The organism is Variovorax brevis (genome assembly GCF_030317105.1).
GTDB classification, from domain to species: Bacteria; Pseudomonadota; Gammaproteobacteria; order Burkholderiales; family Burkholderiaceae_C; genus Variovorax; species Variovorax brevis.
The window spans coordinates 15457-28753 of the sequence record NZ_JASZYG010000009.1 but is presented as its reverse complement, the minus strand read 5'-3'; the positions used below and the strand labels follow the sequence as shown (position 1 = coordinate 28753).

The following is a 13297-nucleotide window of genomic DNA, read 5'->3' as shown; positions in this document are numbered from 1 at the left end:
GACTCCTTGCGTCGACGCTTACGCGAACGACTTCTTGAACGCGGTGACGGCGGCCGTCAGTTCGGCTTCCGCATCCTTGTCGATGGCCTTGGCCTGTTCGATCTTGTCGAGCAGCGCAGCGTGGCTGGACTTCAGGAACTGGTGCAGGCCGTGCTCGAAAGGCAGCACTTGCTTGATTTCCAGGCTGTCCATGAAACCCTTGTTCACCGCGAACAGCGTGGCACCCATCAGCGAGATGGGCAGCGGGCTGTATTGCGCCTGCTTCAGCAGTTCGGTCACGCGGGCACCGCGGTCGAGCTGCTTGCGGGTGGCTTCGTCCAGGTCGGAAGCGAACTGCGCGAACGCAGCCAGTTCACGGTACTGCGCCAGGTCGGTACGAATACCGCCGGACAGGCTCTTGATGACCTTGGTCTGTGCCGACGAACCCACGCGCGACACCGAGATACCGGCGTTGATGGCGGGGCGGATACCGGCGTTGAACAGGTTCGTTTCGAGGAAGATCTGGCCGTCGGTGATCGAGATCACGTTGGTCGGAACGAAAGCGGACACGTCGCCGGCTTGCGTTTCGATGATCGGCAGTGCGGTCAGCGAACCGGTCTTGCCCTTGACTTCACCCTTGGTGAAGGCTTCGACGTAGTCGGCGTTCACGCGGGCTGCGCGCTCGAGCAGACGGCTGTGGAGATAGAACACGTCGCCGGGATAGGCTTCGCGGCCTGGCGGGCGGCGCAGCAGCAGCGACACCTGGCGGTACGCAACGGCTTGCTTGGACAGGTCGTCATAAACGATCAGCGCGTCCTGGCCGCGGTCGCGGAAGTATTCGCCCATCGTGCAGCCCGAGTAGGCCGACACGTACTGCATGGCAGCCGATTCAGATGCCGAAGCAGCCACGACGATGGTGTATTCCATCGCGCCGGCTTGTTCCAGTGCGCGCACCACGTTCTTGATCGACGAAGCCTTCTGGCCGATCGCAACGTAGACGCAGGTCATGTTCTGACCCTTCTGGTTGATGATCGCATCGATCGCCACGGCCGTCTTGCCGGTCTGGCGGTCGCCGATGATCAGCTCGCGCTGGCCACGGCCGATCGGCACCATCGAGTCGATCGACTTCAGGCCGGTTTGCATCGGCTGGTCGACGGATTTACGTGCGATCACGCCCGGCGCAACCTTTTCGATCACGTCGGTCATCTTGGCGTTGACCGGACCCTTGCCGTCGATCGGCTGGCCCAGTGCGTTCACCACGCGGCCGATCAGTTCGGGGCCGACGGGCACTTCCAGGATGCGGCCGGTGCACTTGACCGTGTCGCCTTCGGAGATGTGCTCGTACTCGCCCAGGATCACGGCGCCGACCGAGTCGCGCTCGAGGTTCAGCGCGAGGCCGAACGAGGGCTGGCCGTCGGGGCTGGCGGGGAACTCGAGCATTTCGCCCTGCATCGCGTCGGACAGGCCGTGCACGCGAACGATACCGTCGGTCACGGAGACTACGGTGCCTTCGTTACGGATGTTGGCGCTGACACCAAGACCCTCGATACGGCTCTTGATGAGTTCGGAAATTTCTGCGGGATTGAGTTGCATGACTCTTTCCTTCTTTCTTTTCAAGGGGCTGGCGGCATCAAGCCGACAGCGCAACTTTCATTTGTTCGAGGCGCGCCTTGACGGAGGTGTCGAGCACCTCGTCACCCACCACCACACGGATGCCGCCAATGAGCGACGGGTCGAGTTGGACCGTCAACGTCAGCTTGCGGCCGAAGCGCCTTTCGAGCGTTTCACCCAGCTTTGCGAGCTCGGCGTCGTCGATCGGGAAGGCGCTTTGCACCAACGCGTCGGACGAACCGCTTTGTGCGTTGGCCAGGGTACGGAATTGCCTGGCGATTTCAGGCAAAGCTGCAAAGCGTCCGTTTTCCAGCACCGTGGTGAGGAAGTTGGTCGCTGCGGGCGGCAACGCTGTTCCAGCAACGCCGGAGATCACGCCCAGCACCTGTTCGACGGTGGCCTTGGGGCTGTCGGCAAACTGCTTGAGCTGCGCATTGGCAGCGACCGCCGCGACCTGGTCGAGCCAGGCGCCGGTGCCGCTCAGGTCCGACGAAGTCGCCTTGAAGAGCGCTTCAGCGTAGGGGCGTGCAATGGTGGCGATTTCTGCCATGTTGGTCCTCGTGCCTCGGGCTTTTAGAGTTCAGTCTGCAGGCGGGAGAGCAAGTCGGCGTGAACGCCGGCATTGACTTCCTTGCGCAGGATCTGCTCTGCACCCTTGACGGCCAACGCAGCCACCTGCTCGCGCAGGGCTTCGCGGGCCTTGACGGCCTGCTGGTCGGCTTCGGCCTTGGCGGCAGCAATGATCTTGTTGCCTTCTTCCGTGGCGCGGCCCTTGGCCTCTTCGATGATGGCTTGCGCGCGACGCTCTGCATCAGCAAGGCGCTGTGCGGACTCGTTGCGGGCCTTGCCCAGTTCGGCTTCGACGCGCTTGTTGGCGGCCGACAGTTCCGTCTTGGCCTTGTCAGCGGCGGCGAGGCCTTCGGCGATCTTTTGCGCACGTTCGTCCAACGCCTTCGCGATCGGCGGCCACACGAATTTCATCGTGAACCCGACCAGGATCAGGAACACGATCATCTGGACGATGAGGGTACCGGTAATGCTCACTTTTCAACCTCTCTTTGGGAATGAATCCGTAGACGTTCCCGAAGGAATGACGTTGGTTCGACGAGAAAGGCTTGGATTACTTGGCCAGGGTGGCGATTTGCGCCAGGAACGGGTTGGCGGTTGCGAACCACAGGGCCACACCGGTACCGATAATGAAGGAAGCGTCGATCAGACCGACCAACAAGAACATCTTGGTTTGCAGTTCGCCCATGAGCTCAGGTTGACGAGCAGCCGACTCGAGGTACTTGCTACCCATGATGCCGATGCCGACGCAGGCACCGAACGCGCCGAGACCGATGATGAGGCCGGCGGCCAGGGCAACAAAGCTGATAACTTCCATGATGACTCCTAAGGGACTTTGGTTGACGAGAAAAAGAAAAAACGAAACTTGGGAAAACAGTGATCAGTGGTGATCGTGCGCTTGGCCGACATAGACCAGGGTCAGCATCATGAACACGAAGGCCTGAAGCGTAATGATCAGGATGTGGAAGATGGACCACACGGTGCCCGCAATGATGTGACCGAATGCAAGCAGCACACCGGTCGTGGACAGGGTCCACGCACCACCCATCAGCGCGATGAGCAAGAAGATCAGTTCGCCAGCGTACATGTTGCCGAACAACCGCATGCCGTGCGAGACCGTCTTGGCGACGAACTCGATCATTTGCATGGCGAAGTTGAAGGGGTACAGCGCCCAATGGTTGCCAAAGGGAGCGGTGAAGAGCTCGTGCACCCAGCCGCCGATGCCCTTGATCTTGATGTTGTAGAACAGGCAGATCAGCAGCACCGCGACCGACAGGCCCATGGTGACCGACAAGTCGGCGGTCGGCACGACGCGCAGGAAGGCGTGGTGCGGGTCACCCGAGAGCTTGCCCCAGATGAAAGGCAGCAGGTCGACCGGCAGCAAGTCCATGGCGTTCAGCAGGAAGATCCAGACGAAAACCGTGAGTGCCAGGGGCGCGACGAACTTGCGGCTCTTGGCGTTGTGGACGATGCCCTTGGCTTGCTGGTCGACCATTTCGACCAGGACTTCAACTGCAGCCTGGAAACGGCCCGGCACGCCGGAAGTTGCCTTGCGGGCACCCAGCCAGAGCAGCCAGCAACCGACCACGCCCAGCGCGATCGAGAAGAACATGGAGTCGAAGTTGAAAACGGTGAAGTCGGCAATGCTTCCCGGCTTGGCGCTCTGGAAATGCGTCAAGTGGTGAATGATGTATTCACCAGCGGTTTGCCCGTGTTCCGCAGCGTTTTCAGCAGCCATCTGTTACTCGTCTCTAAAGTTACTTGCGCTTGGGGGCGATCACCACCACCACCCAATACGCCTGCATTGCCACCACCAAACCCGCCAGCATTGCTGGCCAGCTCAGCGCCGTAATCAACCTTGGGGCAGCCATCAGCATCGCCACCGTCAAGGCCATCTTGACCATTTCCCACACGAAGAACCCGACCACCGCAGTGCTCGGGCTCAAGGATGAGAGTCGACCGGTCAGCCCGCGCGCAAACACCGCGGCGGGAATTGCCACCGACAGTGCGCCATACAAGGCCGACCAACCCAAATTTTGCTTTCCCGTCAGACCCCAGGCGACCAACGCCGCGAGAAGTCCCCCAATGATTTGCCCCACGACGACCCGCCAAGGCGAAATCTGAGGACTGCGCTCACGCAGTTGTTGCGCCTCTTCGGCGGTCAACCGCTTGTATTCAACGTCCGGGTCTTCCAACTCGGCATCCTGGGCAAACTTGTTCATGGAATAACGCCCGAATGCAACCCGTAAATTTCACAAAGCCATTGATTATAAGTAAAAACCCATGCCGTCTGACCAATGTCTGAGCGGCGTGGCTGGAAACCTCATGGATCGACCCCATGTCTAATGCTTCTTTTCAAGCGACGGCCTCCGAAGGCGAAGGTCATCACGCTGTCATTTTTTCGAGGAGCCCGTGCCCATGACCACCCCACCCACCCCCGCGAGCGACACCGCTCCCGTTGATGCGCGCAAGGAGTCGCTCATCGAGTATCCGTCGCAGTTTCCGATCAAGGTGATGGGCGCCAACGTGGACGGCTTCGTCACCGCGGTCACGCACACGGCCAAGCAGTTCGATCCGGACTTTGACGCGAGCACCGTGGAGTTGCGCGACAGCAAGAGCGGCAATTATCTTGGCGTGACCATCACCGTGACCGCCACCAGCCGCGAGCAACTCGACGATCTCTACCGCGCGCTGTCGACCCACCCGATGGTCAAGGTGGTGCTCTGAGCACGCTGGCGTCCGCGATGCAAATCGAGTTGCGCGGACGCGCAGACTACGACGCGACCTATGCAGCCATGCGCGCGTTCACCCAGGCACGCGACGACGCCACGCGTGACACGCTCTGGATCTGCGAGCACCCGCCCGTCTACACGCAAGGGCTGGCCGGCAAGGCCGACCATGTGTTGGCGCCAGGCGACATCCCCGTCGTGCAAACCGACCGTGGCGGCCAGGTGACCTATCACGGACCCGGCCAGGTCGTGGCCTATCCGATGCTGGACCTGCGGCGTGCGGGCTACTACGTCAAGGAATACGTCTACCGCATCGAGGAATCGGTGATCCGCACGCTGAGCCATTTCGGCGTCACCGGGCATCGCGTGACGGGTGCGCCGGGTATCTATGTCCGCCTGGATGACCCCTTTTCGCACGCCGCGCTGAGCGGCCCGGCACACCCCGACGACGCATTTCGCGGCCTCGGCAAGATCGCCGCGTTGGGCATCAAGGTGAGCCGGCATTGCACATACCACGGTGTGGCCTTGAACGTGTCGATGGACCTGGAACCCTTCAACCGCATCAACCCATGTGGTTACAGCGGGCTGAAAACGGTCGATCTTTCTACAATCGGGGTCCAAACCACTTGGGATGAAGCCGCGCAGGTGCTGGGCCGTAAGCTCGTTGCCTTCCTGGAACCCTGACCCGACCCATGAGCACCACCGAAGTCGTTCGCGACGCCCAGAGCGCCGAAAACTACAACCCGCTGGCCAAGCAGAAGGCCGCGGCCAAGCTGTCGCGGATCCCGATCAAGGTCGAGCGGGGCGAAGTGCTCAAGAAGCCCGAGTGGATTCGCGTGAAGGCCGGCAGCCCCACCACGCGCTTCTACGAAATCAAGCAGATCCTGCGCGAGAGCAACCTGCACACGGTGTGCGAAGAGGCTTCGTGCCCCAACATCGGCGAGTGCTTCGGCAATGGCACGGCCACCTTCATGATCATGGGCGACAAGTGCACGCGGCGTTGCCCCTTCTGCGACGTGGGCCACGGCCGGCCCGATCCGCTGGACAAGGACGAACCGCTCAACCTTGCCAAGACCATTGCCAAGCTTCGGCTGAAATATGTCGTGATCACCAGCGTGGACCGCGATGACCTGCGCGATGGCGGCAGCCAGCATTTCGTCGATTGCATCAAGAACATCCGCGAGCTGTCGCCGATGACGCAGATCGAGATCCTGGTGCCCGACTTCCGCGGCCGCGATGACCGCGCGCTGGAAATCCTGAAGGCCGCGCCGCCCGACGTGATGAACCACAACCTGGAAACCGCGCCGCGCCTGTACAAGGAAGCACGCCCCGGCAGCGACTACCAGTTCAGCCTGAACCTGCTGAAGAAGTTCAAGGCGCTGCATCCCGACGTGCCGACCAAGAGCGGCATCATGGTGGGCCTGGGCGAAACCGACGAAGAGATCCTGCAGGTCATGCGCGACATGCGCGCGCACGACATCGACATGCTGACCATCGGTCAGTACCTCGCGCCCAGCACCAGTCACTTGCCGGTGCGCCGCTACGTGCACCCCGACACCTTCAAGATGTTCGAGGAAGAGGCCTACAAGATGGGCTTCTCCCACGCTGCCGTGGGCGCCATGGTTCGCTCGAGCTACCACGCCGACCAGCAAGCGCACGCGGCCGGCGTTTGAGGCGCCGCGCGCCATGAGTGCAATGCAGAAGGTGCTGGAGCAGGAATTCGGCGCCATTGCCGATCTCATCCATGAACATGCGCAGAGCGCGCCCGATCGGCTGGCGCTGGTCGACTCCCAACAATCGATGAGCTACGGCGCGCTCGACGCGCTGATGGATCGCGTGGCCGCGGGACTGCAGCGCGACGGGCTCCGTGCGGGTGACGCGATTGCTGTCTGCGCAGCATCGTCGGTGGCCTATGCCGCTGTTTTTCTCGGCGCGTTGCGCGCGGGCGTGGCGGTCGCGCCGCTCGCGCCCAGTTCGACGCCGGCCAGCCTTGCGCGAATGGTGGAAGACGCCGAGGCCAGGTTGTTCTTCATCGACGCTTCGACCAGCGAACTGGTGGCAGGCGTAGACAAGGTCCGCCGCATCACGCTCGATGGCAGCGCCGCCGATGACCTGCAGGGCTGGCTCGCACCCGTTGGCGCGCGGCCTGCACCGGTGGAGGTCGAACCCGCTGCGCCTTTCAACATCATCTATTCGTCCGGCACCACGGGCGAGCCCAAGGGCATCGTGCAAGGTCACGGCATGCGATGGGCCCACGTGCGCCGCGGCGCGAAGTACGAGTACGGGCCGCAGACGGTCACCCTGCTGTCGACGCCGCTCTACTCCAACACGACGCTGGTCGTGTTCTTTCCGACCATCGCCTATGGCGGCTGCGTCGTGCTCATGGCCAAGTTCGATGCCGCACGCTATCTGCAACTCGCCGCGCAGCATCGCGTGACGCACACCATGCTGGTGCCGGTGCAATACCAGCGCCTGATGGCGCGTGCGGACTTCGGCGCGCACGACCTGTCTTCGTTCAAGTACAAGTTCAGCACCAGTGCACCCTTCAACGCCGCGCTCAAGGCCGACGTGCTCGCACGATGGCCGGGTGGCCTGATCGAGTTCTACGGCATGACCGAAGGCGGCGGCACTTGCATCCTCGAAGCGCACCTGACGCCGCACAAGCTGCACACCGTCGGACGGCCGGCCGAAGGCAGCGACATCCGCCTGATCGACGACGAAGGCCATGAAGTCGCGCCGGGCGAAGCGGGTGAAGTCGTCGGCCATTCCGCCGGCATGATGGTCGGCTACCACCGCCAACCGGACAAAACCCGCGAGGCCGAGTGGTTCGATGCCAGCGGCAAGCGCTTCATCCGCACGGGCGACGTGGGGCGCTTCGACGACGAAGGCTTCCTCACGCTGTTCGATCGCAAGAAGGACATGATCATCAGCGGCGGCTTCAACATCTATCCGAGCGACCTCGAAGCGGTGTTGCGCGAGCACGCGGACGTGGCGGAAGCGGCGGTCGTCGGCGTGCCCTCCGAGGCATGGGGCGAAACGCCCGTGGCCTTCGTGGTGATGGCTGCTTCCAGCGCGACCAGCGCGGATGAATTGCTCCAATGGGCCAATGGCCGGCTCGGAAAGACGCAACGCCTGGCGCAGCTCGTCGTCGTCGAAGAACTGCCTCGCAGCGCGATCGGCAAGGTGCTCAAGCGTGAGTTGCGCGAGCGTCTGCCTTCGTCGGGCACCAGCTCGCTCTGATCGGGCGAATGCAAGGCGCCGGGGCCAACAAAAGCCATTCCTTGTCTGCACACGGCGACGAGGACGGCGGCGGCAACGGCCTGTTGTGGATCCTCGTGGCGGCGGCCATCGCCTTCGCGCTGTGGCATCCGCGCGCACCGATGGATTACGTGCGGCTCATCGACTGGCAAACCATCGGCGCGCTGGCGGGCCTGCTGGCCATCACGCAGGGCGTGGAGCGCAGCGGCATGCTGCAACACGCCGCGCAACGCCTGCTGGCCCGAACCACCCATCTGCACGGGCTGGCATTCACGCTGACGGCCAGCGCAGCCTTGCTGTCGGCGCTGGTCACCAATGACGTGAGCCTCTTTCTGCTGGTGCCGCTCACGCGCGTGCTGGCAACGCAGGCCCATCTGCCGCTGGCGCGCCTCGTGGTGCTGGAGGCGCTGGCCGTGAATGCGGGATCGGCGCTCACGCCCATCGGCAATCCGCAGAACCTCTTCCTGTGGCACCGCAGCGGCGAAAGCTTCGTGGGCTTCATGGCCATGATGGCGCCCACGGTGGCGGTGATGTTGTTCTGGCTGTTCGTGGCGGTGTGGCTGCTTGTTCCGCGCACTCCGATCGAGTTGAAACCGCAAGTGGACGACACGCCGGACCACCCCCGGCTGCTGGCCTTGTCCTGCGGGCTCTTCATCGCCTTCGTGATCGCGCTCGACCGCGGTTGGCTGCTGGCCGGCCTCGCGCTGGTGTTCGGCGCCTTCGCCTTGCTGCGCCCGCGCGTGCTGCTGGGCATCGATTGGGCCTTGCTGGCGATCATCGCGCTGATGTTCGTCGACCTGCGTCAACTGGCCGAGCTTCCCGCCGTGGCGGCGCTGGCGGGGCATTGGCCCATTGAAGGTGGCTGGCGCGCGTACCTGGCGGCCATCGTCACCTCGCAATTCATCAGCAATGTGCCGGCGACGATCCTGCTGGAGCGCTATGTGCACGACCTGCCTGCGCTGGCGGCGGGCGTGAGCGTGGGGGGATTCGGTTGCGTGATCGGCTCGCTGGCGAATCTCATTGCCTTGCGACTGGCGAAGTTGCCTCACGGATTGCGCGAGTTTCATCGCATCAGCATTCCCTTCCTGCTGGTGTGCGCGGCATCGGCGGTCTGGTTGCGGCTCGGCTGATCCGTTGACGCGGTGTGCCGCGGAGCGCACGGATTAAGCTCGCGCGCTCATGTCTTCATCCACCCTCTTCGCCCTTGCTGCCATCGCGCTGTGGGCCACTCTCGCCTCGCTCGGCACCGCGCTCTCTCATTTGCCTCCCTTCCTGCTGACAGGCTTGGCCCTGGTCATCGGGAGCGTCATGAGCTGGCCGCTGGTGCTGAAGGACCGCAAGGCGTGGGCCGTGCCTGCGTCCACGCTGGCGCTCGGCATCTACGGCCTCTTCGGTTTTCACTTCCTGCTCTTCATCGCGTTGCGGCATGCGCCGCCCGTGGAAGCCAACCTGGTGAACTACCTGTGGCCGTTGTTCATGGTGGTCTTCGCGCCGCTGCTGTTGCGGGGCGTGTCGCTGCGGGCGGTGCACGTCGTGGCGGCGCTTTTGGGTTTTGCGGGCGCGGCCATCGCCATTCTTGGCGCACGCGGCGGCTCAGGTGCAGCAGACGCGACGGGCGCGGCCACGCAGTACTGGGGCTTCCTGCCTGCACTGGGCTCGGCTTTCATCTGGGCGAGTTACTCGCTGTGGACCCAGCGGGTGCGCGCCTTTCCAACGGCGGCGATCGGCCTTTTCGGATTGGTGTCTGGCGCGCTCTCGCTGGCCTGCCATGCGCTGCTGGAGCCGTCCGCTGCGATGTCCGGGCGCGACTGGCTGCTGGTCGTGCTCTGCGGCCTGGGCCCGCTGGGGGCCGCCTTCTTCTTTTGGGACATGGCGCTCAAGCGCGGCGATGCGCGCCAGATCGGCATCCTGAGCTACATCACGCCGCTGGCGTCCACGGCGCTGCTGCTGCTCGTCACGCATCGCCCGCTGAGCTGGACCATCGCGCTGGCGGCGGCGATGATCATCTCCGCCGCCGTGATGGGCACGCGCGCGCGTTGACTGGGCGACTCAGTCCGCGACCTTCAGCACCAGCTTGCCGAAGTTCTCGCCCGTGAACAGGCGCAGCAGCGCTTCGGGAAAAGTATCGAGGCCTTCGACCGTGTCTTCGCGGCTCTTCATGCGGCCGTCCTTGAGGTAGCCGGCGAGTTCGGCCACCGCCAGGTGATAGCGGTCGGCGTAGTCGAACACGACGATGCCCTGCATGCGCGCACGATTGACCAGCAGGCTGAGGTAGTTCTTGGGTCCCTGCACCGGCGTCGTGTTGTTGTACTGGCTGATCGCGCCGCAGATGATGATGCGTGCGCCCCGCGCCAGTTTGGCGAGCACAATGTCCAGGATGTCGCCGCCCACGTTGTCGAAATAGATGTCGACACCCTTGGGGCAGTGCGCCTTCAGTCCTTCGCGCACGGCGGCGGCACCGGCCTTGTAGTCGATGCAGGCGTCAAAGCCCAACTCCTTGACCACCCAGTCGCACTTGGCTTGGCCACCGGCAATGCCGACCACGCGGCAGCCCTTGATTTTGGCCAGTTGGCCCACGGTCTGGCCGACGGCACCAGCCGCGCCGGACACCACCACGGTGTCGCCCTCTTTGGGTTGGCCGACGTCCATGAGGCCGAAATAGCCGGTCATGCCCGGCATGCCCAGCACGTTGAGCCACTGGCCGATGGAGCCGGCGCGCAGGTCGATCTTCACCAGGCCGTTGCGCTTGATCTCTTCCTTGGCCACCAGCATGTATGCCTGCACGCCGAGCGTGCCGTACACCGTGTCGCCGACGGCGAAGTCGGGATTGCGCGACGCCACCACGCGGCCGACGCCGCCTGCGCGCATCACGGCGCCGATCTCGACGGGCGGGATGTAGCTCTTGCCTTCATTCATCCAGCCGCGCATGGCGGGGTCGAGCGACAGCGACAGTGTCTTGACCAGCACGCCACCGTCGGCCGGCTCGCCCACCGGTTCGGTGGTGTAGGACCAGTTGTCGCGGGTGGGCGTGCCCTCGGGGCGCTTGGCAAGGCGGATCTGGTGGTTGGTGGTGTCGGTGGCGGTGCTCATGCGGTGTCTCCTTGTGCACGGAAAGCTCGGGAACGCATCGTATCGGCACCTTGGCCTGGCGACGGTTGCGCAAGCGACAGCCGCACCAGCACCGACAAGCCCGGCTGCGCGTTTCTCAGCGTGAAGGTGCCACCGTGTGCCTGGGCGACCAGCCTGCACAGGTACATGCCCAGCCCCACGCCACCCGTCGCGCGCTGGCGGGCACTGTCGGCGCGAAAGAAGGGCTCGGCGAGGCGTTCGAGCTGCGCTTCGCTGACGCCGGGGCCGAAATCGCGAACCTCGATCTCGACGGCCGCATTGTCGACGCGGCGCAGCGAAAGACACGGCGGCTGCGTGGCGCCCGCGCCGTGGCGCCATGCGTTGTCCAGCAGGTTGCGCAGCAGCAGTCGCATGCGGGTGCGGTCCAGTGCAAGTAGCGGCACGTCGGGGGCCAGGTCCAGGGTCGTGCTGGCGGCCTGCGGGAGGTCCGCGACCACGTCTCGTGCCAGCGCAGCGAGGTCCACGTCTTCACGGTGCAAGGCCGCGTGCGGACTGGCGAGCCGCTCGCTTTCGAGCAGGTCGCTGATCAGGTCGCGCATCTCGGCCAGGTCGCGCAACAGGGCTTCGCGCTCGGTCTGGCCCTCCGGCGTGTTGGGCAGCAGCTCGGCGTTGAGACGGGCGCGCGTGAGGGGTGACCGCAATTCATGGCTCAGTGCCAGCAACAGCGCGCGTTTGGCATCGAGCATGCCTTCGATGTCGCGCGCCATCGTGTTGATGCGCATCGCAAGGTCGCCCAGCTCGTCGTGCCGGCGGATGGGGATGGACTGGTCGAACTCGCCGCGGCCAAAGCGTTGCGCACCCGCACCGATGTCATCGAGCGGCCGCAGCAGCCGTCGCACGTAGGCATAGGCGACCACGATGAGCAACAGCAGCGCGCCCAGCGTGAGCCAGCCCACCCCATGCGGGCCACGTTGCCACGGCAGCGTGCCGAGGCCAAAGCTGATGCGATGGCCGTCCGCGGTGGTGCGGCTGAAGGTCTCGCTGGCGCGTGATTCGAAGCCGCGCCTTTGCATGCGTCCCGGATGGGAATCCCAGTTCACCGTCGGACCCTGGATGCGTATGGAGATGGGCAGCCGGTCGACCAAGGCCTGCGCGCGTGCGACGTCGGGCGGTGTGCCGATTTCCGCGACCAGGCGGTCGACATAGTCGGCAATCAACGGCCGTCCGGCATCGCGCCATCCGCTGGCGATCGTGCTCTGCATGCCCACGACGAACACGGCGGTCATCGCCAGCGCCAGCAGGACAAACATCGTGACCAGCCGCAGGCGCAGCGAGTGGCGCCAGCGACGGCGCCAGTGACGCTTGTCCGCGTGCTGCCCCCGATGCCTCACGCCGGGCCGCTCTTTCCCACGGCAAGCGTGTAGCCGGCGTTGCGCAGGGTCTTGATGCAATCGAGCGGCTCGAGTTTCTTGCGCAGACGGCTCACGACGATGTCGACCGCGCGGGTGTAGAGCTCGGCCTCGTGGCCGCGCAGGCGGTTCAGGATGTCGTCCCGGCTGAAGACCTTGCCGGGCTCGCCGGCCAGCAAGGCGAGCAGTTCGAATTCGGTGCCGGTCAGCTCGATGCGCTCGCCTTGGCGCAAGACCTCCCGCTTGTCGAGGTCGATGGCCAGTCCGTCAAACACGCGGCGCGAAGTGACAGCGTCGGCGGGCGGCGCCACGCGCTGGCGACGCAGGATGGTCTGCACGCGCGCCACCAGTTCGCGCGGCTCGAAGGGCTTGGGCAGGTAGTCGTCCGCGCCCAGTTCGAGCCCGACGACGCGGTCCATCACCTCGCCGCGGGCGGTGAGCATGACGATGGGAATGTCGCTTACCTTGCGGATCTCGCGGCACAGTGCGAAGCCATCCATCTCGGGCAACATGACATCGAGGATGGCAGCGTCGTAGTTTCCGGCGCGCAGTTTTGCCAGGCCTTCGCTGGGCCGGGTCGCGCTGTCGAGTGCGTAGTCGAAGCGCGCGAAGTAGCTGGCCAGGGGGGCGGCCAGATGCTCGTCGTCGTCGATCAGCAGGATGCGTGGCATGGCG

At 64.5% G+C, this 13297-nt stretch carries 15 protein-coding genes; 6 read left to right on the top strand and 9 right to left on the bottom strand.

Annotation, left to right across the window (positions count from 1 at the left end):
- Positions 1–18: 18 nt before the first annotated feature.
- The 6 genes from atpA to QTI66_RS25975 form a co-directional block, all read right to left on the bottom strand.
- Positions 19–1572 (bottom strand): F0F1 ATP synthase subunit alpha, encoded by a 1554-nt coding sequence (atpA, locus tag QTI66_RS26000; RefSeq protein WP_286562998.1) that lies wholly within the window; start codon positions 1570–1572, stop codon positions 19–21.
- A 37-nt stretch (positions 1573–1609) separates the two neighbouring features.
- On the bottom strand, positions 1610–2140 hold the full coding sequence (locus QTI66_RS25995; RefSeq protein WP_286562996.1) for a F0F1 ATP synthase subunit delta: 531 nt from the start codon (positions 2138–2140) through the stop codon (positions 1610–1612).
- 23 nt (positions 2141–2163) lie between these two features.
- The gene (locus QTI66_RS25990; protein ID WP_286562995.1) at positions 2164–2634 is read right to left on the bottom strand and encodes a F0F1 ATP synthase subunit B; all 471 of its coding nucleotides are present in this window, start codon (positions 2632–2634) and stop codon (positions 2164–2166) included.
- A gap of 76 nt (positions 2635–2710) precedes the next feature.
- Entirely contained in the window at positions 2711–2974 is a 264-nt protein-coding gene (gene atpE, locus QTI66_RS25985; protein ID WP_165908898.1) for a F0F1 ATP synthase subunit C, read from the bottom strand.
- A 63-nt stretch (positions 2975–3037) separates the two neighbouring features.
- On the bottom strand, positions 3038–3895 hold the full coding sequence (atpB, locus tag QTI66_RS25980) for a F0F1 ATP synthase subunit A (RefSeq protein ID WP_286562994.1): 858 nt from the start codon (positions 3893–3895) through the stop codon (positions 3038–3040).
- 19 nt (positions 3896–3914) lie between these two features.
- A complete protein-coding gene (locus QTI66_RS25975; RefSeq protein WP_286562993.1) occupies positions 3915–4379 on the bottom strand; it encodes an ATP synthase subunit I in 465 nt (154 codons plus the stop codon).
- A 196-nt stretch (positions 4380–4575) separates the two neighbouring features.
- On the opposite strand from QTI66_RS25975, the gene QTI66_RS25970 reads away from it, so the two are divergent.
- Genes QTI66_RS25970 through QTI66_RS25945 form a run of 6 tightly spaced genes read left to right on the top strand, consistent with a single transcriptional unit; the run spans position 4576 to position 10184 of the window.
- Positions 4576–4884 (top strand): YbeD family protein, encoded by a 309-nt coding sequence (locus tag QTI66_RS25970; RefSeq protein WP_286562992.1) that lies wholly within the window; start codon positions 4576–4578, stop codon positions 4882–4884.
- Between the two features lie 17 nt (positions 4885–4901).
- Entirely contained in the window at positions 4902–5570 is a 669-nt protein-coding gene (lipB, locus tag QTI66_RS25965; RefSeq protein WP_286562991.1) for a lipoyl(octanoyl) transferase LipB, read from the top strand.
- A gap of 8 nt (positions 5571–5578) precedes the next feature.
- Entirely contained in the window at positions 5579–6559 is a 981-nt protein-coding gene (lipA, locus tag QTI66_RS25960; protein ID WP_286562990.1) for a lipoyl synthase, read from the top strand.
- A 13-nt stretch (positions 6560–6572) separates the two neighbouring features.
- A complete protein-coding gene (locus tag QTI66_RS25955; RefSeq protein WP_286562989.1) occupies positions 6573–8126 on the top strand; it encodes a class I adenylate-forming enzyme family protein in 1554 nt (517 codons plus the stop codon).
- Between the two features lie 41 nt (positions 8127–8167).
- Positions 8168–9274, top strand: coding sequence for an SLC13 family permease (locus QTI66_RS25950; protein WP_286562987.1), 1107 nt, complete (start codon positions 8168–8170; stop codon positions 9272–9274).
- A 49-nt stretch (positions 9275–9323) separates the two neighbouring features.
- Entirely contained in the window at positions 9324–10184 is an 861-nt protein-coding gene (locus QTI66_RS25945; RefSeq protein WP_286562986.1) for a DMT family transporter, read from the top strand.
- Positions 10185–10193: 9 nt separating this feature from the next.
- Here QTI66_RS25945 and QTI66_RS25940 read toward each other — a convergent pair whose 3' ends face one another.
- From QTI66_RS25940 to QTI66_RS25930, 3 genes are read right to left on the bottom strand one after another with little or no spacing between them, the layout of a single operon-like run.
- On the bottom strand, positions 10194–11234 hold the full coding sequence (locus QTI66_RS25940; RefSeq protein ID WP_286562985.1) for an NADP-dependent oxidoreductase: 1041 nt from the start codon (positions 11232–11234) through the stop codon (positions 10194–10196).
- A complete protein-coding gene (locus QTI66_RS25935) occupies positions 11231–12604 on the bottom strand; it encodes a HAMP domain-containing sensor histidine kinase (RefSeq protein ID WP_286562984.1) in 1374 nt (457 codons plus the stop codon). The genes QTI66_RS25940 and QTI66_RS25935 overlap by 4 nt, the downstream gene beginning before the upstream one ends.
- Positions 12601–13293 (bottom strand): response regulator transcription factor, encoded by a 693-nt coding sequence (locus tag QTI66_RS25930; protein ID WP_286562983.1) that lies wholly within the window; start codon positions 13291–13293, stop codon positions 12601–12603. The genes QTI66_RS25935 and QTI66_RS25930 overlap by 4 nt, the downstream gene beginning before the upstream one ends.
- Positions 13294–13297: the final 4 nt, after the last annotated feature.